Origin of the sequence: Pseudomonas wadenswilerensis, from assembly GCF_900497695.1 — a bacterium.
In the GTDB taxonomy this organism is placed as follows: domain Bacteria; phylum Pseudomonadota; class Gammaproteobacteria; order Pseudomonadales; family Pseudomonadaceae; genus Aquipseudomonas; species Aquipseudomonas wadenswilerensis.
This window is the reverse complement of record NZ_UIDD01000013.1, coordinates 33,665-54,498: the sequence shown is the minus strand read 5'-3', so window position 1 is coordinate 54,498 and position 20,834 is coordinate 33,665. Positions and strand designations below refer to the sequence as shown.

General features: G+C 61.8%; 18 protein-coding genes. 8 read left to right on the top strand and 10 right to left on the bottom strand.

Annotation, left to right across the window (positions count from 1 at the left end):
• Positions 1-34: 34 nt before the first annotated feature.
• Both CCOS864_RS27615 and CCOS864_RS28625 read left to right on the top strand, forming a co-directional pair.
• Complete coding sequence (locus CCOS864_RS27615) at positions 35-424, top strand: MerR family transcriptional regulator (protein WP_115089570.1); 390 nt, start codon at positions 35-37, stop codon at positions 422-424.
• A gap of 68 nt (positions 425-492) precedes the next feature.
• Positions 493-618, top strand: coding sequence for a hypothetical protein (locus CCOS864_RS28625; protein ID WP_258579265.1), 126 nt, complete (start codon positions 493-495; stop codon positions 616-618).
• A 99-nt stretch (positions 619-717) separates the two neighbouring features.
• Here the strand turns inward: CCOS864_RS28625 and CCOS864_RS27605 are convergent, their stop codons facing one another.
• The 4 genes from CCOS864_RS27605 to CCOS864_RS27590 form a co-directional block, all read right to left on the bottom strand.
• Complete coding sequence (locus CCOS864_RS27605) at positions 718-1,158, bottom strand: carboxymuconolactone decarboxylase family protein (protein ID WP_115089569.1); 441 nt, start codon at positions 1,156-1,158, stop codon at positions 718-720.
• A 121-nt stretch (positions 1,159-1,279) separates the two neighbouring features.
• A complete protein-coding gene (locus CCOS864_RS27600) occupies positions 1,280-2,731 on the bottom strand; it encodes an efflux transporter outer membrane subunit (RefSeq protein ID WP_115089568.1) in 1,452 nt (483 codons plus the stop codon).
• Positions 2,732-2,734: 3 nt separating this feature from the next.
• Entirely contained in the window at positions 2,735-5,944 is a 3,210-nt protein-coding gene (locus CCOS864_RS27595; protein WP_115089567.1) for an efflux RND transporter permease subunit, read from the bottom strand.
• Between the two features lie 23 nt (positions 5,945-5,967).
• Positions 5,968-7,167, bottom strand: coding sequence for an efflux RND transporter periplasmic adaptor subunit (locus CCOS864_RS27590; RefSeq protein WP_244211955.1), 1,200 nt, complete (start codon positions 7,165-7,167; stop codon positions 5,968-5,970).
• Between the two features lie 252 nt (positions 7,168-7,419).
• On the opposite strand from CCOS864_RS27590, the gene CCOS864_RS27585 reads away from it, so the two are divergent.
• Complete coding sequence (locus CCOS864_RS27585; protein WP_115089566.1) at positions 7,420-7,662, top strand: DUF2790 domain-containing protein; 243 nt, start codon at positions 7,420-7,422, stop codon at positions 7,660-7,662.
• 398 nt (positions 7,663-8,060) lie between these two features.
• Positions 8,061-9,494, top strand: a complete 1,434-nt coding sequence (gene pdxR, locus CCOS864_RS27580; protein ID WP_115089565.1) for a MocR-like pyridoxine biosynthesis transcription factor PdxR — start codon at positions 8,061-8,063, stop codon at positions 9,492-9,494.
• Positions 9,495-9,526: 32 nt separating this feature from the next.
• Here the strand turns inward: pdxR and CCOS864_RS27575 are convergent, their stop codons facing one another.
• Together CCOS864_RS27575 and CCOS864_RS27570 are read right to left on the bottom strand one after the other, a co-directional pair.
• Positions 9,527-10,111: an SAM-dependent methyltransferase gene (locus tag CCOS864_RS27575; RefSeq protein ID WP_115089564.1), complete on the bottom strand. Its 585-nt coding sequence runs from the start codon at positions 10,109-10,111 to the stop codon at positions 9,527-9,529.
• Between the two features lie 141 nt (positions 10,112-10,252).
• A complete protein-coding gene (locus CCOS864_RS27570) occupies positions 10,253-11,164 on the bottom strand; it encodes a LysR family transcriptional regulator (RefSeq protein WP_208644397.1) in 912 nt (303 codons plus the stop codon).
• Between the two features lie 134 nt (positions 11,165-11,298).
• On the opposite strand from CCOS864_RS27570, the gene CCOS864_RS27565 reads away from it, so the two are divergent.
• Positions 11,299-12,486, top strand: a complete 1,188-nt coding sequence (locus CCOS864_RS27565) for an MFS transporter (protein ID WP_115089562.1) — start codon at positions 11,299-11,301, stop codon at positions 12,484-12,486.
• A 35-nt stretch (positions 12,487-12,521) separates the two neighbouring features.
• Here CCOS864_RS27565 and CCOS864_RS27560 read toward each other — a convergent pair whose 3' ends face one another.
• On the bottom strand, positions 12,522-13,613 hold the full coding sequence (locus CCOS864_RS27560; RefSeq protein WP_115089561.1) for a bifunctional transcriptional activator/DNA repair enzyme AdaA: 1,092 nt from the start codon (positions 13,611-13,613) through the stop codon (positions 12,522-12,524).
• A 249-nt stretch (positions 13,614-13,862) separates the two neighbouring features.
• Between CCOS864_RS27560 and CCOS864_RS27555 the strand changes: the two genes are divergently transcribed.
• Positions 13,863-15,386, top strand: coding sequence for a malonate--CoA ligase (locus tag CCOS864_RS27555; protein ID WP_115089560.1), 1,524 nt, complete (start codon positions 13,863-13,865; stop codon positions 15,384-15,386).
• Positions 15,387-15,466: 80 nt separating this feature from the next.
• Positions 15,467-16,819, top strand: coding sequence for an SLC13 family permease (locus CCOS864_RS27550; RefSeq protein ID WP_115089559.1), 1,353 nt, complete (start codon positions 15,467-15,469; stop codon positions 16,817-16,819).
• Here the strand turns inward: CCOS864_RS27550 and CCOS864_RS27545 are convergent, their stop codons facing one another.
• On the bottom strand, positions 16,820-17,755 hold the full coding sequence (locus CCOS864_RS27545; protein WP_115089558.1) for a LysR substrate-binding domain-containing protein: 936 nt from the start codon (positions 17,753-17,755) through the stop codon (positions 16,820-16,822).
• A 127-nt stretch (positions 17,756-17,882) separates the two neighbouring features.
• Here CCOS864_RS27545 and scpB point away from each other — a divergent pair, with 127 nt between their 5' ends.
• Positions 17,883-18,686: a methylmalonyl-CoA decarboxylase gene (scpB, locus tag CCOS864_RS27540; protein ID WP_115089557.1), complete on the top strand. Its 804-nt coding sequence runs from the start codon at positions 17,883-17,885 to the stop codon at positions 18,684-18,686.
• Between the two features lie 42 nt (positions 18,687-18,728).
• Here the strand turns inward: scpB and CCOS864_RS27535 are convergent, their stop codons facing one another.
• Together CCOS864_RS27535 and CCOS864_RS27530 are read right to left on the bottom strand one after the other, a co-directional pair.
• Entirely contained in the window at positions 18,729-19,316 is a 588-nt protein-coding gene (locus tag CCOS864_RS27535; protein WP_115089556.1) for a hypothetical protein, read from the bottom strand.
• Positions 19,317-19,390: 74 nt separating this feature from the next.
• Complete coding sequence (locus CCOS864_RS27530) at positions 19,391-20,761, bottom strand: aminotransferase-like domain-containing protein (RefSeq protein ID WP_115089555.1); 1,371 nt, start codon at positions 20,759-20,761, stop codon at positions 19,391-19,393.
• Between the last annotated feature and the right edge of the window lie 73 nt (positions 20,762-20,834).

The following is a 20,834-nucleotide window of genomic DNA, read 5'->3' as shown; positions in this document are numbered from 1 at the left end:
TATCGACCCAACTCTACAGTCAAGCGATGTTTTCATGAGAATCGGCGAACTGGAAGCCCGCAGCGGAGCGAGTCGACACACCCTTCGTTACTACGAACAAATCGGCTTGATCTCACCCCAGCGGCGGACCAACAACTACCGCGTCTACACCTCGCAAACCCTGCAGGACCTGGACTTTATCCAGCGCGCACAGAGCATGGGCTTTTCCCTCGGGGAGATTGGCGAGATTCTCGATGCGCAGCGCAACAAGCTGATCGATTGTGCTGCCGGCGCGAAACTGATTGAAAAAAAGATGGCAGCGATCAAACAGAAAATCGACAGCCTCCAGAGTATTTATCGGTATCTGGACGAGGAACGCATCAACCTTGAGCGCAGTGCCGCCGAGCAAATTGAACTGCAGAAGCTCAACAGCTCTCCCAACTGACAGAAATCCTGTAGTAACGCGTCCGCACGCAAGCGCAAATCAAGGATTGGAAAACATCCTGATGCGTCATGGTCAGCGTTGAGCTGGCCACCTCCGGCAAGATTTCAGCGCGCGATATGAAGCACTGGATCGAGCAGTACGAACGTTGCGAAATCAACAGCCAGCCCGCACCCAAGGTCAGCACGGAATCATGAATCAGCTGATCGCCAGGCCGCTGGAGGCTGCCGGCTGGACTCGCCAGCGCAATGGCAATAGCGCCACGGCCTATCGTCTGAGGCAAGCGTAAGTCCAGCTCAGATGCTGGGTTTCTGCCTGAAGCTCACCGCCAGGCGGTTCCAACTGCTGATGGCGTTGATGACCATGGTCAGGTCGACTATCTCGGCATCACTGAACTGCGCTTTCACCTGACGGTAAATCTCGTCCGAGACATCGCCCTGGGTCAGCGAAGTGAGCGCTTCGGTCCAGGCCAGAGCGGCCTTTTCACGCGCGCTGAAGAAGTCGCTGCTACGCCAGACGGCCACCGAATACAGCCGGCGATCCGTCTCGCCCAAGCGACGGGAGTCAATCGAGTACATGTCGGTACAGAAGGCGCAGCCGTTCAGCTGCGAGGTACGAATCTTGATCAGGTGCAACAGTTGCTGTTCGATGCTCAGGTCATTGGTCATGGCCTCCAGGGTGATCATCGCCTTGATCGCCTTGGGTGATGCCGAGTAGTAATCGAGTCTAGATTCCATCCGTTGGCTCCACTGTCGTTGTCGATCAACTGTAGGACGCGGTGCGCCCGCGAACCACAGCCAATAACCGGGAAAAACGCCAGACCAATGAGCCACCGGCTTTCGGCCTGGCGCCCGGCCACTAGTGCTCGGTGACCTTCGCCAGTTGCGCCGGAGCGGACCCAGGCGTATCCACCCAGCCGCCGCCCAGGGCGGTGATCAAGCGGACATAGGCCCTGGAACGCTCGCCCGCCACCTGCACCTGCGCACGCTGGGCATCGAGGCTGCTGCGTTGCGCATCGATGCTCTCGAAATAGCTGGTCGAGCCATTGCGATAGCGCGTGTCGGCCAGCGCTGCAGCCCGCCCGGCAGCGTTGACCGCTTCGTCCTGGAAGGCCAGCTCGCGGTCGAGGGTGCGGATGTCGCTGAGGCTGTCCTCGACGTCCTTGAAGGCCACCAGCACCTGCCGCCGATACGCCGCCACCGCCCCGTCGTACCGGGCATTGGCCTTGTCCAGCCCCGCCTGATTGCGACCACCGTCGAGCAAGGGCATGTTCAGCACCGTGCCTAACAGCGGCCCGAGCACCCAACTGCGGCTCGACCACTTGAACAGGTCGTTGAGATCGGAGGACTCGAAACCACCCGAGGCGGTCAGCACCAGCCGTGGAAAGAACGCCGCCTTGGCGACGCCGATACGCGCGCTGGCAGCCGCCATTCGCCGCTGCGCCTGGGCGATGTCCGGGCGCCGCTCCAGCAGCTCGGACGGCAGCCCGGCAGGCACCTGCACCGTGCTTGAGTGCAACCCGCCGGCCGTCAGGCTGAACGCCGCGGGCGGCTTGCCGACCAGTACTGCCAGGGCATGATCCTGGCTGGCCCGCTGACGCATCACCGCTTCCAGTGAGGCCTGCGCCGATGCCAGCTCGGTGCGGGCCTGGGCCGTTTCCAACTCACTTCGATCGCCGGCATCGAACTGGCGCTGCACCATCTGCAGCGCCTCCTGGCGCAGGCCGATGGTCTGGGTAAGCACCGCGATCTCGCTATCCAAGGCACCCAGGCTGAAATAGCTGCGTGCCACATCCGCTTGCAAGGCCAGCAACACCGAGCGATAAGCGGCCTCCTCGCCCATGGCCTCGAGGGCGGCAGCCCGCGAGTTGTCGTGCAGTGCGCCAAACAGGTCCACTTCATAGCTGGCGTTGAGTTGGGCGCGCAGGCGGGTCTGGGTCGACCGGGCTGTACCCTGGCGCGTTGGCCCGGCCCCTACTCCCAACTGCAAGGCGCTATCGGCCCTGGCCATGCCCGCTTGCGCACGTGCCTCCTGGACCCGCGCAAAGGCCACAGTCAACGTCGGGCTCGCCTGCTCGGCCTGGAGGATCAAACGCTCCAGTCGCGGGTCGGCGAATACCCGCCACCAGTGGCCACGGTCCTTGCCGTCAGCGGGTTCTGCCAACTTCCAGCGGTCGGCATTTTCCGCAGCGATCTCGCGGTAGCTGGCCGGTATATCGACCTCGATGCTCTCTGCAGGTTTACCCAGGGAGCAGCCACTGAGCAGCACTGCCAGGCTCAGCAGGCTGTATGTGAAGGTGATGGGTTTCATGGCTCAAGCCTCCTGGGTCTGCTGCTGGCCGAGCGGTTCGCGCGAGCCCTCGGTTGGCGGCGCGGCAACGCGCTCACGGCGTGTGAAGCGCAGCGAAAGATGACGTAACAGCACATAGAACACCGGCGTCAGGAACAGGCCGAACACGGTCACCCCGATCATCCCGGTGAACACCGCGATGCCCATGGCCTGGCGCATTTCGGCGCCCGCCCCGCTGGACAGGATCAACGGCACCACTCCGGCGATGAAGGCGATTGAAGTCATCAGGATCGGCCGCAGGCGCAGGCGTGCGGCTTCGATCGCGGCTTGGCGGATCGAGCGCCCCTGGTGTTCCAGTTCGTGGGCGAATTCGACGATCAGGATCGCGTTTTTGCAGGCCAGCCCCACCAGCACCACGAAGCTGATCTGGGTGAACAGGTTGTTGTCGCCACCGGTCAGCCATACGCCGGTGATCGCCGACAGAATGCCCATGGGCACGATCAGCAATACCGCAAGCGGCAGGCTCAGGCTCTCGTACTGCGCGGCGAGCACGAAGAACACCAGCAGCATCGCCAGCGGCAGGATGATGATCAGGGTGTTGCCGGCCATCTTGTCCTGGTAGGTGATCTCGGTCCATTCGTAGCCGATGCCGCGCGGCAAGGTCCGTTCGGCGATACGCTCCACCGCCTGCAGGGCCTGGCCGCTGCTGTAGCCCGGCGCTGGCGCGCCACTGACGTCGGCGGAGGGGAAACCGTTGTAGCGCATGGCCTGGTCGGGGCCGTAGCTCTGTCGTAGCGTGAGGAGTGAGGCCAGCGGCACCATCTCGCCCTTGTCATTGCGGGTCTTGAGCAGACCGATGTCTTCGGCATGCCCGCGGAACTGCGCATCGGCCTGCACCTTGACCTGGAACGTCCGCCCGAACTTGTTGAAGTCGTTGACGTAGATCGACCCCAGGTAGATCTGCAACGCTTCGAACACCGCCGGGATGGAGACGCCCAACTGCTGGGCGCGGGTACGATCAACGTCGGCATACAACTGCGGCACGTTGATCTGGAAGCTCGAGAACAACCCGGCCAGCTCCGGGGCCTTGCGCGCTTCGGCCATGAACGCCTGCAGCCCCTGGTCCAGCGCGGCATTGCCCAGGGCGGCACGGTCTTGCAGTTGCAGCTTGAACCCGCCCACGCTCCCCAGGCCGGACACGGGAGGCGGCGCAAACACCGCCGTGTAGGCCCCCTTGATACCGACGAACCGGGTGTTGAGTTGCGCAGCGATTTCGTTGCCCGTCATGCCGGGGCCCTTGCGCTCGGCAAAATCCTTGAGCACGAAGAAGGCGACGCCCGAGTTGGGGCTGCTGACGAAGCCGTTGATCGACCAGCCGGCATAGCCAGTGACCGCATCCACGCCCGGCTGGGCCAGGGCCATGGTGGTCATCTCGCGCAAGACCGACTCGGTACGATCCAGCGAGGCGGCATCGGGCAGTTGCACGAAACCCACCAGGTACTGTTTGTCTTGCGGCGGCACGAAGCCTGTGGGGACGCGATTGAAGATCAGCACTGCGGCGACGGCCAGCAGCGCATACACCAGCAACGCTGCGCTCTTGCGCTTGAGAATCCGCGACACGCCGGTGCCGTAATGGTCGGAGGCGCGACCGAAGAGCCGGTTGAAACGCACGAAGAAGCCGCCGAATAACCTGTCGAACACCCGTTGGAAGCCGTCTTTGGGTGCCTCGTGGCCTTTGAGCAACATCGCTGCCAGCGCCGGCGACAGGGTCAGCGAATTGAACGCCGAGATCACCGTGGAAATGGCGATCGTCAGGGCGAACTGCTTGAAGAACTGCCCGGACAAGCCGCTGACGAACGCCAGCGGCACGAACACCGCGCACAGCGTGAGGGCGATGGCGACTATCGGCCCGGACACTTCGCGCATGGCCTGATAGGTCGCCTCGCGAGGCGAAAGCCCCAGGCCGATATTGCGCTCGACGTTCTCCACCACGACGATCGCATCGTCCACCACCACGCCAATCGCCAGGACCAGCCCGAACAAGCTCAAGGCATTGATCGAGAACCCCATGGCCAGCATGACGGCGAAGGTGCCGACCACCGAAACCGGTACCGCGAGCAATGGAATGATCGAGGCGCGCCAGGTCTGCAGGAACACGATCACCACCACGACCACCAGCAGGATCGCTTCGAGCAGGGTGTGAATGACGGCGTCGATGGACGCACGAACGAACTGGGTCGGGTCGTAGATCACCTGGTAATCGACGCCTTCGGGCATGGCGTGCTTGAGCTCGACCATCGCCTTGCGCACGTCGTCAGAAATCTGCAGTGCGTTGGCGCCGGGCAATTGGTAGATCAGCAGCGCCGTGGCCTGTTTATTGTCCACCAAGGTGCGCAGCGCATACTCCCCGGCGGCCAGTTCGACCCGTGCCACGTCGCGCAGGCGGGTGATGCGGCCATCCGCGGAGGTGCGCACGATCACCTCACGAAACGCTTCTTCGGTATTGAGACGCCCGCTGGCATTGACCGAGATCTGGTAGTCCACTCCGGGCGCCGCAGGCGCGGCGCCGATCACCCCGGCGGCGGCATTGACGTTCTGCTCACGCAAGGCCTGGACCACATCGCCAGGTGCCAGGTTACGCGCCGCGAGCTTGCGCGGATCGAGCCAGATGCGCATGGCGTAGTCGCCGGAACCTGCCACCTGCACCTGGCCGATACCGTTGATGCGGGCGAGCCTGTCCTTGACGTTGAGCAGGGCATAGTTGCGCAGGTACTGCATGTCGTAGCGCTCGTTGGGCGAGCGCAGGTGCACCACCATGGTCAGGTCGGGAGCGCTCTTGACGGTGGTCACGCCCAGCCGCTGCACCGGCTCTGGCAGCCGCGGCAGCGCCTGGTTGACGCGGTTCTGCACCCGCTGCTGGGCCAGGTCGGGGTCGGTGCCCAGGCGGAAGGTCACGGTCAGGGTCAACTGGCCATCCGCCGTGGCATGGGAATTCATGTACAGCATGCCTTCGACGCCGTTGATCTGCTCTTCGATGGGCGTGGCGACGGTTTCAGCGATAGTCTGCGGATGTGCGCCAGGATACTGAGCCTTGACCACCACTGAGGGTGGCGCGACTTCCGGATATTCAGAAACGGGCAGGTTGAAGATCGAAATCAAGCCGGCAATGAAGATGATCGCGGACAGCACGCCAGCGAAAATCGGCCGATCAATGAAGAAGCGGGAAATGTTCATGTGCAAGACCTCTTCACTACAGGTCAGGACCGGCCTGGCCGATCTTGTTGCTGGAGTGCGATGGACGATGCCACCGGTTGCGGGTCTACCTGGTCATTGGGGCGCACCTTCTGCTGGCCCTGCACCACGATCTGTTCACCGCGTGCCAGCCCGGACCGCACCACCCGCAGGCCCTCAAACAACGGCCCAAGATGCACTTCGCGGTACTCCACCGTGTTGCCCTGGGTGACCACCAACACGTACGTCTTCGCCTGATCGGTGCCGACCGCCTGGTCGTCGATCAGAACGGCCGCGCGCGGGGCACCGTCCCCCGTACGTACACGGGCGTACATGCCGGGGGTCAGTACACCGTTGGCGTTGTCGAACACGGCGCGTACGCGCAGGGTTCCAGAGTTGCGGTCCAGTTGGTTGTCCAACGACTTGATGCGCCCGCTGTAGGGATAATCGGTCTCGGTGGCAAGGCCCATCAGCACCGGCAACTCGGCGACGCCGGTGCTGCCTCGGGTGCCATTGCGCGCGTAGCGGATATAGCTCGCTTCATCGAGTTCGAAGTTCACGTACACCGGCGACACCGAAACGATGGTCGTCAGTACCGGAGCATCGGGGCCGGTGCCGACCAGGTTGCCGACGGTCAGTTCCGCACGTGACACACGCCCGCTGACAGGCGCTGTAATGGTGGTGTACTGCAGGTTCAATTGGGCGGCCTGTACGTCGGCCTGCGCCGCTGCCAGGGCAGCCTGGGCCTCGAGTTGCTCGTTGGCGCGCTGGTCGTGCTCGCGTTGCGACGTCGCCCGTTCCTGGATCAGCTTGTTCGAGCGGGCCAGCTCGCTACGCGCCAGGTTCAACCGTACCGCGGCACTTTCGCGGGTCGCCTGGGCCTTGGCCAGCACCGCCTGGTAAGGACGCGGGTCGATGGTGAACAACGGCGCACCCTTGGCAATGATCTCCCCTTCCTGGAATCTCACCGTGTCGATGGTGCCGGTGACTCGCGGCCTGATTTCGACATGCTCGATCGCCTCGACACGTCCGGAGAACTCGCTCCACTCGATGACTGGCTTCTCGATCACGCTGGCCACCCCCACCGGTGTCGGTGCCAGCGGCAGCGATGGGGTTGGGGTTGCCATGGAGCCATTGAGGTAGTAACTGGCGACGCCCACTACCGTTAGCGTGCTGATGGCAAGCACTGCCCGGCTCTTATAGCTCATGCGCAGATTGGCATTCATATCGGTTCTCGCTGAAAAGTAAACTCATGTCGAAAAACACGAGAGTTTATTCACTCACGCCATCACCTTATGAACTTAATACCCACCACGAAAGCACCAATTATTGATAAAACCGATAGTCCGCGCTCGCGTTGCTTTTCACCGATTGGCTCCGTGCTTTTACTGCATATTGGCTATTCAATCACGCCGCTCGATTTTTTATCCTGAACCTGAAGCCATCACTTTCGACGGACTTTCCATCAGGGGAATTTTATGAAAAACATTCTGACGCTTGGCGCACTGCTCGTATTCGCTATCCATAACATCGCCTTTGCCGAAGGGGGCAGTGATCGTCTGATAGAACGGATGGCGGTACGCGCGCAGGCCCTGCCTGGCGATCAGCAGAACGCTGAGAACAATATTGGCAATACCGTCAAATCCGAGGGCGAGAGCGCCGGAAATGATGTTCGCAACACCGTGAAGTCCGAGGAGGGTGACCCGTCCGAGCGCGGTTGAGGCCGCTGTGCTGACAGGCCCCCGTGGTGCAGGCGGGGTATTTTTTGACCCTCGAATGTTCAGAAAAAAAAAGGACTCGCGAAATTGGCCGAGTCCTAAAGTCAAATCACGCGAATAAAACCCGATAGCGTGCCGGAATAACCCACCGGATAATATTCACGGTTCAAGGGAGACTGTCGTCGAGGCAAAATATCAAGAAACTTTCAGTCACTTGAAATCATTTCCAACACCGACAGCTATTGCAGACCGAGTCCCCACGGCAATGTGCTCCCTGCACCTTGGAACCCCGATCCGCAGACCATGCTAGGTCGCCCGCAGGGTGAAGTCGAAGACCATTGGCATTTATTTTCCGTAGACCAATGGCCGCCAAGTTAATAAATACCCTTACAGGGAGCAGTATGGAACTTCATGTTGTCATCAAGGGCCGAAAGGATCTCGCGGGGCAGTTGTACAATCAACTGCGCAGCGCGATCGAGAGCGGTCGCCTGGCAGCAGGCACGCAGTTGCCGCCGACCCGCCTGCTGGCCGAGCAACTCGGTATTTCTCGCAAGACCATTTCCGACATCTACACACAGCTGACATACGAGAATTTTCTGATTGGTCGGGTCGGCAAAGGCACCTTCGTCAATGCTCGCCCCGTCGCCCATCCACGTCACGCCAGTGCCATGGGGTTGGCGTGCGAGGCGCAGATCAACCGCTGGCGCAACCTGCCGGCACCCATACCCACGCCGACCCTGGAAGGCACCCTGCGCTACGAGTTTATCGGCGGCGCCACCAGCAAAGGGCAGTTCCCCCAGGACGAATGGCGTCGCTGCGTGCAGCACGGCTTGCGTCAGATGCAGCGCTCGCCCGGTTTCTACAGCCATGCCGAAGGCTTGCCGGCACTGCGCAGCGCGATTGCCCAGCACATTTCGTTTTCTCGCGGGGTGATTTGCCAGGACCACGATGTGGTGGTCTGCAACGGCACGCAACAGGCGTTGGACCTGATCTCCAGGGTTGTTCTCGAGCCGGGTAGCATTGTTGCTGTCGAAGATCCCGGCTACCCCCCTGCCCGCCAGCTGTTTTCATCCCTGGGTGCCACCGTGGTCGGCGTGCCTGTTGACCACCAGGGCATCTGCGTCGACCTCATTCCCGACAACACCCGGTTGATCTACGTGACCCCTGCGCACCAGTATCCCCTGGGCATGCCGATGACCACCGCGCGCCGACAGGCTTTGTTGCGACGTGCCAAGGCACTGGGCGCGGTTATCATCGAAGACGACTACGACAGCGAGTTCCGCTTCGAGGGCCGGCCCACCGATTGCTTGCAGAGCATGGACCAGGATGGCCTGGTGGCCTTCGTTGGCACGTTTTCCAAGACCACCTTTCCGGAGATGCGCCTGGGCTATGCGGTGTTGCCAGGCTCGCTCATCGACGCTGTGATCAGGGCCAAGCAGGTCACCGACTGGCATACGTCGTCGCTCACCCAATGGGCCCTGGCCAAGTTCATCGCCGATGGCGAACTGCACAAGCATATCCGTCGTTGCCACGCCATTTATGCCGGTCGCCGAACGCGCTTGCTCAACCGTCTGAACGGCGACCTGGCCGCCTGGCTGGAGCCGATCGCCAACACCGCCGGGTTCCATATCGGGGCGCTGTTCAAGGTACCCGTCGATACCCGCCTGCTCACAGAGCTGGCCCGCAAAGTCGAGGTCGGTGTTTACCCGATCGACGCGTTCTACTACCAGGCGCCAATACGGTCAGGCCTGTTACTGGGGTTCGGCGGCATCGACACACTGGACATCGATCCTGCCCTCGACCGGTTGCTAGGCATCCTCCAGCAGATTGCCTGACGGCATTTTCCCGAACGTTGAGCGTGCTCGGCCTATCGTCTTCTTGCAATGAATTGCACCACGCAGGCGAGCCCGGTATGGAAGGTTCCTTCGATCACATCTCGCTCGATTTCCCGGGACAACAGCACGTCACACTGGGGGAATTCCTGCTCTATCTCCGAGCCAGCCATCAGCATGTCCAGATCATCCGGGCCGCCCGTATCCCGTGTTAGTTGCGCTTTGCTGTAGGCCTCAAGCAGGATGATTCCACCCGGGCGCAGCGCCTGTGCTGCCAAGCCGTGCAACCTTTTACGCACGCGGCTGGGCATGTGGGCGAAGATCGAGACGACCGCGCCAAACGCCCCTTCCGGCGGCATGTAGGCGGCAAAATCGGCAATCTCGGTGCGGATCGCTACGCCTTTCAATGCGGCGAGTTTGTGCGCCTTGGCAAGGCCAACGGCGGAGCTGTCCACGCCCAGCACATCGAGCCCGATCGAGGCCAGGAAAGCAGCGTTCCGCCCTTCCCCTTCGGCCACGCTGAGCACAGGTCCCGCAAGCAGGCCCGCGTGCTCCGCCAGGAACGCATTCGGCGCTGTCCCATAGATGTATTCATCGCTGGCGTAGTATTCATCCCACATGGTATTCGGCTCCCCGGACCTGATGGCGCTTGGTGAATCGGTAGCCCATCATCGGTCTTATCTTTCATTCAATTAATCTATTGAATGAAAGATAAATTCACGGAAGCTTCATTGTCAATGAGCGGGCAATCCGGGTCAGGCCTAGTGCTCCCAAGGTGGTGAACACCAATGACTGGCGAGAAAGTCCACGAACGCGCTGACCCTGCGCGGGACTAACGAACGTTGCACACGGACTGCCTGAATCGGCACCGCCGGCTCCTCCCATTCTGGGAGCACACGTACCAACTCACCGCTGCGCAGTTCGTCGGCGACGTCCCAGGTCTCGCGCAACGAGATCCCCAGCCCGGCTCTGCTCCAAGCCCTGAGTGCGTCGCCGTTGTCGCTGCGCAACTCGCCCGAAACCTCAACGAGCTCGGTGTCGCCGCCTGGACCTTCGTGCCGGAGCGTCCAGTGGTTTTGCCGAAGACCTGGGTAGGAGAACAACAGGCAGCGATGCTGGTGTAGCTCGCTTGGGCCGGCAGGCAATCCCATCTGCCGGAGGTAGCTGGGTGCTGCCACCAGGATGCGCCGGCTTTCAGCGAGCCGGCGGCTGATGAGGCGCGAGCTGGCCAGTGCGCCAACCCGCACGGCCAGGTCGAGGTCGCTATCGTAAAGGTCGACGACGTGATCGCTTAATCGCAGGTCAAATCCTACCTGCGGGTGCTGCTCACGGAACAGGGCGATCGCTGGTGCCACATAGCGCGAACCGAGGGGGACAGGCGCCGTCAGACGTATCGTTCCGGTGAGCGTCTGCACGCCTTGCCTGGCGACTTCGGCAGCCTCAGCCAGTAACGCCAGGGCTGGACGAACGCGTTCGGCGACGGCTCGACCTTCGTCGGTGATGCGTAACTGGCGTGTACTTCGCTCGAACAATCGAGCGCCCAGCTCCTGCTCCAGCCGTGCAATCTGCTTGCTCACCGTGGCAGGTGCAAGGTCCATCATCCGCGCGGCTGCGGAGAAACCAGCGCAATCCACGACTTTAAGGAATACCGCCAAATCATCCATGTTGCGCATTGCTATTTGTTCCAGATCATCACAAATGTTTCACCAATCTACTCCTTTTTGGATAGGTTCAGGTTTCCCAGAATGGCGGCTGAGTCATCACCTTCGTGCCTTACCGGCGATGAAGCCTGCCCTGGAGTCACTACATGCCTGTCGCCATCTACATTTTTACCCTTTGCGCGTTTGCTATCGGATTTACCGAGTTCATCAGTATTGGTCTTGCCGCTTCGCTGGCCAGCAGCCTGGAGGCTGGCACGGCGCAGATCGGGCTGGCAGTGACGCTGTATGCGGCGGGTGTGGTGATCGGTGCGCCGGTCCTGACGGCCATGGCTGCAGGCTGGCCTCGTAAGCGCCTGCTGGTAGCCGCGATGCTGATTTTCACTGTGGGCAACGTGATAGCGGCGCTGGCTACGCAGCTGCCGCAACTGTTGACGGCCCGCTTGTTGTCGGGGTTGGCGCACGGCGTGTTCTTCGCAGTGGCGTCCAGCGTGGCGACGCGGCTTGTGGCCCCGGAACGTGCCGGGGCGGCGTTGTCGCTGGTATTCGGCGGTGTGACCGTCGCGATGGCGTTGGGGGTACCGGCAGGCACGTGGCTAGGCAGCATCTTGCCTTGGCAGTGGGTATTCGCCCTGATTGCGCTTTGCGGGCTGGTGGGGGCGCTGGGTGTGGCCTGCTGGATGCCGGCCGGTGCAGGCGATATCACCGGCGACAACCCCGGCCGGCGCCAATTGTCCGTGTTGCTCGACCGCCGTTTGCTGGCAGGCGCCAGCTTGCCGCTGTTGTCCTACACCGGCTCTTTCGCGCTCTACACCTACATTACGCCATTGCTGTTACAGGTGACGCATGCCGATACTCGTCGTATCAGTGCAGTCTTGCTGGCGTATGGCCTGGGTGCGGCGGTTGGCAACATGGTCGGCGGGCGCATGAGCGATCGTATCGGCATGGACCGTGCCTCGTTCTGGGTGCTGGGTGGCATAGCCCTGGTGCTGGCATTGATCGGGATGGCGCAAGACAGTTTTCTGCTCATGCTGGTATTGGTCATGGCGCTCGGCCTGACCACTTATGGCGCTATTCCGCCCTTGCAAGCGCGCATCCTGAGCCTGGCCCGCCGCCATCGACCGCAGGCGCTGGACGTGGCCTCCGGCCTCAACATCGCAGCCTTTAACGCAGGTGTTGTTTTAGGCTCGATGCTCGGGGCTGTCGCCTTGAGCCGTTGGGGACTGGCCAGCCTCGCCTGGGTCGGGCTCGTCGCAGCGCTGCTGGCACTGATGACCCTGGGCTGGCAGAGGCGCTTGCCGTCCATGCGTTTCACTGGCGCTGCGCACGTCGAGTGAAGGCATAGCGCAGCAGCGTCATCTGTGACCAGCCGCTAGGCCAATGGCAAGGCTTGCTGCTGCGTCATCTGCAAGGCCGCCTTTTCCAGACGCAGCAAAAATTCTTTGCGTGGCTGGCCTCCACCATATCCGGCGAGCGCACCATTGCTCGCCAGCACACGATGGCAGGGAACTACGATGGATAAACGGTTATGCCCGTTTGCGTTGCCTACCGCTTGGCTTGCACCCGGCTTTCCGATGCGCCGAGCGATGGCACCATAGGTCGAGGTCGTCCCATAGTCGATTGTTAATAGCGCTCCCCAGATAAGCCGGTCGAAAGAACTGCCTGGCATGTGCAGGGGCACCGAGAAATTTCTCAGTTTTCCATCAAAGTATTGTTTGAGCTGTAGGTCTATCTGCTCAATATGGCGATGTTCCCCCGGCGCAATCGAATACCCATAGCGCAGGCGTAATTCATCGAGTTCAGCGGTGAGCGCCGGGCGGTCTAGAAACTCAAGTAACACCAGGCCTCGTTCCTCCGCCATGGCAATCATCGGGCCCAAGGGCGTGGTCAGGTGACGGTAAAGCAGGAGCGACGTCTCGCTCGCTTTGCCAGGGGTAATTTGAAAGGTTTTTTTGAACGCATCCCTGAAGCCGCTGAGTGACTCGTACCCTGAATCAAACGCGGTGTCATCCAAGGTTTCTCCCACGACAATACGGCCCAACGCTATGCCCAGCCGGCGAGAACGGAGCCAGGCGTGAAAGGTCATGCCAAAATTTTGTTTGAACCACCTGCGTAAGCGCAGGGGGTCGATACCACGCTGCATGAGTTCAGCATCGCTCCAGCGAACATCAGGCGATGCCGACACAGCGGCGAGTAGCCCCCTGACCCACTCTGGCGCCGACGCGGCCAGGTCCAAAGGCTTGCATCGCAAGCATGGCCGATAGCCGGCGGCCATGGCCTCGTTCGCCTGGGCAAAAAACTCGACGTTTTCAGGCTTTGGCTTGCGCGCGCCACAGGTCGGGCGGCAAAAGATCCCGGTGGTTTTCACCGCGGTAAAAAACACCCCTTCATAGGCGCTGTCGCTGCCAAGCATCGCTCTGACCATCTCGGCTCTTGGCGGAAGCGGGTTATTGTAAGCGCTCATAGACTATTGGCCTTGACCTGGTTGAGGGATAGACACGTGCAGGCCTGAAGATCTTAAGCCGACGACCACGACGTCTCCACCGACAAATCGACAGTGATCTGCGCGCATCAGCAAGCCACTGCCATAAGCCCTTCCTATGGCGACCAATGAATTTCATATTGTTCAGTTCTCGAACGCCCTCATACACTGCCCCCATAGCCGGCTGACCTCGCAACACTCAATAAAACGACAAGAAAGAGGATGCACCTAATGGACGGCAATCTGTTCCACGCCCTGTTCAGGTCCGCGCCGGCGGCTGCGCTGCTGCTGGAATCCCCCACCGGCGAACCACTCACTTATGGCCAGGCATTCGCGCGCTCCGCTCAATTTGCCAACGCCTTGCGTAGCCTCGGTGTACTGCCGGGTGACCGGGTGGCAGTGCAGGTCGATAAAAGCGTCGATGCGCTGATGCTGTACCTGGGCACGTTGCGCTGCGGCGCGGTCTACCTGCCGCTCAACACGGCCTACACGCCAGCCGAGCTCGATTATTTCCTCGGCGATGCGACGCCACGGGTCTTTGTCATTCGCCCCCAGGCGCTGCATGCACTGTCGGCAATCGCCTTGGAGCATGGCGCTACGCTGCAGACCCTCGCTGAACAGGGGCAAGGCAGCTTGAGCGAACGGGTCAACATGGCCGCGACCGAGTTCGAGGCGGTGCCTCGTGCCAGCGACGACCTGGCAGCCATTCTCTACACCTCCGGCACTACGGGCCGCGCCAAAGGCGCCATGCTCAGCCATGGCAACCTGCTCTCCAATGCCCGTACCTTGTGTGATGCCTGGCGCTTCAGCGCCGATGACCGGCTGATTCACGCGCTCCCGATCTTCCATGCCCATGGCCTGTTCGTGGCCACTCACACCGCAATGCTGGCCGGTGCCTCGATGTGCTTCGTCTCACGCTTCGATCCCCTCGAAATCATTGCGCTGATGCAACGCTCGACGGTGATGATGGGGGTTCCTACCTTCTACGTCCGCCTTCTGCAGCATCCGGGCCTGGATCGGCAGAGTACCGCGCGAATGAGGCTGTTCATCTCCGGTTCGGCGCCGCTGTTAGCGGAAACCCACGGCGCGTTTTTCAGCCGTACCGGACACGCGATCCTTGAGCGTTACGGCATGACCGAGACCTTGATGAACACGTCCAACCCCTATGTCGGCGAGCGCATCGCCAATACGGTGGGTATGCCGTTACCGGGCGTGTCGATCCGTATTACCGACCCGGCTACGGGTGAGCCGCTGGCTGTCGACCAGGTCGGGATGATCGAAATCCAAGGCCCCAATGTGTTCAAGGGCTACTGGCGCATGGCGCAGAAGACTGCCGACGAGTTTCGTGGCGATGGCTACTTCGTCAGCGGCGACCTGGGGAAAATCGATGCCAAGGGTTACCTGCACATTGTCGGGCGCAGCAAGGACCTGGTCATCTCCGGCGGCTACAACATCTACCCCAAGGAAATCGAAACCGAGATCGACCAGCTCCAGGGCGTGGCCGAAAGCGCAGTGATCGGCGTGCCGCACAGTGACTTTGGCGAGGCCGTCACCGCTGTGGTGGTCTGCAAGCCGGGCATCAGGCTGCAGGCGCAGGCGCTGCTGGACGCATTGCAAGAGCGCCTGGCGCGCTACAAGCAACCCAAGGCGATCATCTTCGTTGATGAGCTGCCGCGCAACACCATGGGCAAGGTGCAAAAGAACCTGCTGCGCGACGCTTATCGCGATCGCTTCAGCGCACCCGGCGTGGCCTGAACCGGCCAGCAAAAAACCCGAAAGAATAACAACAAGGACGGCCTCTGCGGGGCCGTCCAAACGCGGGGAGTCAGGTTGAAATGAACAATGAAATGCTCTCGATCATCGTCCTGGTGATCATCTTCGGCATCGCCAGCATCCTGCCCATCAACATGGGCGCGCTGGCCTTCGCCGCGGCCTTTGTGGTCGGTTCGCTGCTCCTGGAGATGGCCCCGGCGACCATCTTCGCCGGCTTTCCCAGTGACCTGTTTCTAACCCTGGTCGGCGTCACTTACCTGTTCGGCATCGCCCAGAACAACGGCACCATCGACTGGCTGATCGAGCGCGCGGTGCTGTTGGTTCGCGGCCATGTGGCCTGGATACCCTGGGTCATGTTCGTGGTGGCGGCGCTGCTCACCGGTTTCGGCGCCCTGAGCCCGGCAGTGGCGGCCATCCTTGCGCCGATTGCCCTCAACTTTGCCGTGCAGTACCGCATCAATCCCGTGCTCATGGGGCTGATGGTGATTCACGGTGCGCAGGGCGGCAGTTTCTCGCCGGTGAGTATATTCGGTGGCATCACCAATCAGATCGTTGCCTCCTCTGGCCTGCCCTATGCGCCGATCACCTTGTTCATCACCAGCCTGCTGTTCAATCTGGGCATCGCCATGGTGGTCTTCGTCGCTTTTGGCGGGCTGCGCAGCGCACGCCTGGCGCTGGTGGCGGTCGGCCCGGGGCCCGACCTGCATGTCGCCGGCGCATCCCTGGCGATTCTCGGCCATGGCGGCACACCGGCTTCCCCGGCGTACCACCGCACCGGCCTGACCGGTGCCGGGGCGCCGCTGCAGGCGGTCAATGACCTGGACTGGGCCAAGCTGTCGACGCTGGTCGGCTTGCTGGTCCTGGGGGTTTCGGCGCTGGTCTTCAAGTTCAATGTCGGGCTGGTGGCGATGACGGTCGCGGTGGTCCTGGCCATGATCGCGCCCAAGGCGCAGAAGGCGGCCATCGACAAGGTGAGCTGGTCGACCGTGCTGCTGATCACCGGGATCATCACCTACATCGGGGTGATGCAGGCCATCGGCACCATCGACTATGTCGCCCATGGCATCTCCAGCCTGGGCCAGCCACTGCTGGTGGCCTTGCTGCTGTGCGTCACCGCCGCAATCGTCTCGTCGTTCGCCTCGTCCACGGCGCTGCTCGGGGTGATCATTCCCCTGGCCGTGCCGTTCCTGAGCAAGGGCGAGATCAGCGCCATCGGCGTGGTCGCGGCCATCGCTATTTCAACCACCATCGTCGACACCAGCCCGTTCTCCACCAATGGCGCATTGGTGGTGGCCAACACCCCCCAGGAGCAGCGGGAAAAAGTGCTGCGCAGCTTGCTGGTCTACAGCGCTGTGATTGCCTTGCTGGGGCCCTGTGTCGCCTGGTTGACCCTGGTGGTCCCCGGCGTGCTGTGATCAGTGGGGCCGGGGCTGGTCATCTTGCCGGGCCCACTCGGGGCGCTGGCGCAGTTCGCCAGTCAGCTCGATGATCGCGGCTTTGACCTTCTGCACGGCATTGCTCATGACATCGGCGCGATGCCAGGACAATGACAGCTCGCGGGTGAACTGCGGGTGATCGACCTTGGCCATTTTGAGTTTGTGTTCATGCAGTTCCAGGTACGCGGCAGACCACGGCAATACGGTAACCCCAAGCCGGGCCATCACCGCGGCAAACAGGAGCGAGGTCGAGCTGGCTTCGAAGAGGATCTCGCAGGGGCGCCCGTGTTCGCGCAGCGCCCATTCGACCCGGCTGCGGATCGAGTTGGGCGCACTGGGCATCACCAGTGGCATCTGCGCCAGCTCGGCAATCGAGACTTTGTTCGAGCTCAGGGCGAACTCGGGCCAGACCATCAGGTAAAGCTCTTCGGTAAGCAACGGCTGCAAGGCCAGACTGGGCGTTTCGACCGCATCGGTGACCACCGCCAGGGCCACCCGTCTGTTGCTCAGCAGCCCCGGCAGGTCGGCGCTGGGGGCTTCGATCAGTTCGAGCATGATCCCCGGGTAGCGATCACGGATCATTCGCGCCAGGGGAATGGCGACCAGCCGTGACGTGCTCGACGGCATGGCCACCGACACCTTGCCTTGTGGGGTTTCGGCGTCCTGGCGCAGCAGCTCGCGGGTGCTGTCGGCCTGGCGCAACAGGTCCAGGGCATGGCGGTAGAGGGTCTGGCCGGCGGCAGTCGGCTTGACGCCATGCACGCTGCGGGTCAGCAACTGCATGCCCAGGTCCTGCTCGAGGCTGCGGATCTGCTGACTCACCGCCGGCTGGGCAATATGCAGGGCTTCGCTGGCGCGGGTGACATTGCCGTGTTCAACAACCCTGACGAAGTAGCGTAACTGTCGAAGGTCCATAGGGCGGCTCGGCGAGGTTCATAAGTAAAACAGATCGGGGCCAAGGAATAACATATTTCATGGCTATGAGAATACTCACTATAGTCCTGAGTGCCGGATATCAGGGGCGCAAAGGAAGGGAGCTGCAATGAGTCAGAATGATGTGTCGCCGTTACTGTCGGTCAGTGTTCTCCAGGGGCGGATCGGCACCATAGCGATGTCGAATCCCGGCTGCCGCAATGCGCTCAGTTGCGAATTGCTGACGGCACTGGATCAGCAGTTAGTCAGCTTCGCTGAACAGCGCATCGCGGTTGTCATCCTCGGCTGCGATCCGCTGCAGGGCGTCTGGAGCGCCGGACACGACATCACCGAGGTTTTGGCGGAACGCGATCCCGTGGCTCATGGCAAACCCCTGGACCGCTTGCTGCGACGGGTGCGTGCTTATCCGGGCGTGGTCATCGCCAAGGTGTCTGGCAGCGTCTGGGGCGCAGCGGTCGATCTGGTGATGAGTTGTGACCTGGTGGTGGCAGACCGTAGCGCCAGTTTCACCATGACCCCGTCGAATCTGGGCGTGCCTTACACCACCAGCGGGCTGCTGCGCTTCATGCACAACCTGCCGATTCATGTGCTCAAGGAGATGTTCTTCTGCGCGTCCCCGCTCGATGCCGACCGCGCCCTGCAGTTTGGCGTGATCAATCGCCTGACCAGCCCTGAGCAACTCGATGACGTGGCCCATGCAATGGCCGTGCAGATCGCCGCCAAGGCGCCGCTTGCGGTGCAGGCGGTCAAGGAACAACTGCGGATACTGGAAGACCTGCAGCCGATGCCGGTGGAGGCGATGGAGCGCATCGCCGAACTGCGCCGCCAGGCCTGCGAGAGCAGTGACCTGCGTGAAGGGGTCGAGGCTTTCCTGGAGCGGCGCCCCCCCGTGTTCACCGGGGCTGGCGCCTGATTGCGGATGCCTGGCTACCTGCGTTGCATGGCTGCGACGAATTCAGCCTTGTTCCAGGCTCTTGATGACCTTGCCGACACCCTGCGGCGGGTAAACGACTTCCCGGGTATCCAGGTTTCGAATCTCGGAGTCGATGCTGATGGTCATGGTCTCACGCCCCGGATAGCCGTTGATGCTCTCGCGGGTCGAAAAGTCGACGATGTAGCGCTGGCCGGCGCGGAACTCGACATCGCGGGCAGTAAGCCCGCACTTGGCCCCGCCGGTGCCCAGCGCGTTCATCGATGCCCAGCACCAGGTCAGGGAGTGTTTGCCGGGTGTCAGCCGCAGCGCCTGTTGGCCAGAGACGTCGAGAATCGAGCGGCGCCCTGCGCCTTCGAGCAACTGGTCATCTACATGCGTCACCAGTAGCAGGCGATGATAAGGCACGCCGAGTGCCCGGTAGCGTACGGTTGCGAAATACACTTCAGGCGCATCGACCGCCTTGTTGGACACGTCATACGGGGTCATGGACTCCGGCGCCCAATCAGCCTGGTAGTGCTTGTAGTGATAGTTGGAGCATGCGCTGATCAAGCCCGTCATCAGCAAGACAACAGGCAGTTTCAGGGACGACAGTGAAAACGACGGACGCATTGTTCTTCCTTATTGAACGAAGCCGCCAATGATACCGAATTGCCACTATTTCACCAACGCGAGTGGCGCCCCGCTCACTCGCTCAATACCGCCTTGAGCAAGGCATCATTCAAGTACGCCACGTTCAACCGCGTCCACGGATTCACCCGGGCCTGCTCCGGCGAAAAAATATGCCCCGGCGCAATCATGAAGCCCTTGGGCAGCAACTGCCGGGTCAGCTCCCTGGCGTCATCTACCCTGGGAAACCTGACCCACAGATACAGGCTCTGCTCCGGTCTCGCAAACACCTCGGCACCGATCTCGTCGAGCATCTGCAAGCCGGCCGTGGTGGCCGCTTTCAAGCGTTCCTGAAGGCGGAGCACGTGCCGCAGAAAGTGGCCTTCGGTGAGGATCACGTCGACGGTGCGCTCGCACAGCTCCGAGGTGCTGGTGTGCAGGAGCATCTTCAGATCGCCCAGTTCATCGATGACCTCCTTGCTGCCGGCGATAAAGCCGACCCGCAAGGCCGCTGAAACAGACTTGGAAAAACTGCCGACGTACAGCGAGCGCTGCAATTGATCCAGCGCCGATACCTTGATCGCCGAGGCCGGCTTGAAATCGGCCAGGGCATCGTCGTCCACCAGAATGAAGTTGTGCTCTTCGGCCAACTGCACCAGCCGATGCGCCTTGCCGGGGGAAATATCGGAGCCGGTCGGGTTGTGGCCAACGGACTGAATGAAAAACAGCTTGGGCTTATGCACCCGCAGGTGTTGCTCCAGCACCTCGAGGTCCGGGCCGTCCGCCAGTCGGGGTACCGCGAGCATCCGCGCGCCTTGCAGTTGCAGCTTGCCGAACAGCGGGTAGTAACCAGGGTCTTCGACCAGCACGCTGTCGCCCGGGGCAATGAAGCGGCGGATGATCAGGTCCAGGGCGTGGTTGGCGCCGTGGGTGGTGACGATTTGCCGGGGGCTGGCGGTGATCGCATAGCTGGCCAGCTTCTGCACCAGGTGCTGGCGCAGGCTGGCGTTGCCCAACCGGTTGCCATAGCGGAACAGCGTGGTCACCCCGGTGCGCATGATTTGCCGGGTGAACTTGTCCAGGCGCATATCCTTCAACCATTCGACCGGGGGGAAGCCCTCCCCCAGCGGTGAATGACCGGGCTCGCGGACGAACTGCTGACGCATCAGCCAGATGGTGTCCATCGCCCGCTCGTAAGGCAGTGGCTCTTCCGCCTCGTTGCTGCTCGGCGCGCCTTGTTTGACGAAGAAGCCCTGCCCGTGTCGCGCTTCAACCAGGCCTTGGGCAGCCAGCGCTTCATAGGCGTTGATCACGGTGTTTTTCGAATGGCCGAACAAGCGCATGCACTCGCGCAGTGACGGCAAGCGCTCGCCGACGCGGTAGGTGCCGTTGCCGATCTGCTCGACCAAGGATGCTGCCAATTGCTCTGCGAGGGTCAGCCGCGCCATGGTCGGGAGTCCTGAATGCGTTGGTTCACAGAGGGTACAGCTTAGGTACTGTCTGTCCAAACTGTACCTTCTT

What these genes read in the sequence shown, in the direction of transcription:
- CCOS864_RS27575 (WP_115089564.1), bottom strand. Translation starts at nt 10,111, where the DNA reads ATGTGGGATGAATACTACGCCAGCGATGAATACATCTATGGGACAGCG.
- CCOS864_RS28625 (WP_258579265.1), top strand. Translation starts at nt 493, where the DNA reads ATGGTCAGCGTTGAGCTGGCCACCTCCGGCAAGATTTCAGCGCGCGAT.
- pdxR (WP_115089565.1), top strand. Translation starts at nt 8,061, where the DNA reads ATGGAACTTCATGTTGTCATCAAGGGCCGAAAGGATCTCGCGGGGCAG.
- CCOS864_RS27585 (WP_115089566.1), top strand. Translation starts at nt 7,420, where the DNA reads ATGAAAAACATTCTGACGCTTGGCGCACTGCTCGTATTCGCTATCCAT.
- CCOS864_RS27545 (WP_115089558.1), bottom strand. Translation starts at nt 17,755, where the DNA reads ATGGACCTTCGACAGTTACGCTACTTCGTCAGGGTTGTTGAACACGGC.
- CCOS864_RS27590 (WP_244211955.1), bottom strand. Translation starts at nt 7,167, where the DNA reads ATGAATGCCAATCTGCGCATGAGCTATAAGAGCCGGGCAGTGCTTGCC.
- CCOS864_RS27530 (WP_115089555.1), bottom strand. Translation starts at nt 20,761, where the DNA reads ATGGCGCGGCTGACCCTCGCAGAGCAATTGGCAGCATCCTTGGTCGAG.
- CCOS864_RS27570 (WP_208644397.1), bottom strand. Translation starts at nt 11,164, where the DNA reads ATGCGCAACATGGATGATTTGGCGGTATTCCTTAAAGTCGTGGATTGC.
- scpB (WP_115089557.1), top strand. Translation starts at nt 17,883, where the DNA reads ATGAGTCAGAATGATGTGTCGCCGTTACTGTCGGTCAGTGTTCTCCAG.
- CCOS864_RS27605 (WP_115089569.1), bottom strand. Translation starts at nt 1,158, where the DNA reads ATGGAATCTAGACTCGATTACTACTCGGCATCACCCAAGGCGATCAAG.
- CCOS864_RS27550 (WP_115089559.1), top strand. Translation starts at nt 15,467, where the DNA reads ATGAACAATGAAATGCTCTCGATCATCGTCCTGGTGATCATCTTCGGC.
- CCOS864_RS27535 (WP_115089556.1), bottom strand. Translation starts at nt 19,316, where the DNA reads ATGCGTCCGTCGTTTTCACTGTCGTCCCTGAAACTGCCTGTTGTCTTG.
- CCOS864_RS27560 (WP_115089561.1), bottom strand. Translation starts at nt 13,613, where the DNA reads ATGAGCGCTTACAATAACCCGCTTCCGCCAAGAGCCGAGATGGTCAGA.
- CCOS864_RS27615 (WP_115089570.1), top strand. Translation starts at nt 35, where the DNA reads ATGAGAATCGGCGAACTGGAAGCCCGCAGCGGAGCGAGTCGACACACC.
- CCOS864_RS27595 (WP_115089567.1), bottom strand. Translation starts at nt 5,944, where the DNA reads ATGAACATTTCCCGCTTCTTCATTGATCGGCCGATTTTCGCTGGCGTG.
- CCOS864_RS27565 (WP_115089562.1), top strand. Translation starts at nt 11,299, where the DNA reads ATGCCTGTCGCCATCTACATTTTTACCCTTTGCGCGTTTGCTATCGGA.
- CCOS864_RS27600 (WP_115089568.1), bottom strand. Translation starts at nt 2,731, where the DNA reads ATGAAACCCATCACCTTCACATACAGCCTGCTGAGCCTGGCAGTGCTG.
- CCOS864_RS27555 (WP_115089560.1), top strand. Translation starts at nt 13,863, where the DNA reads ATGGACGGCAATCTGTTCCACGCCCTGTTCAGGTCCGCGCCGGCGGCT.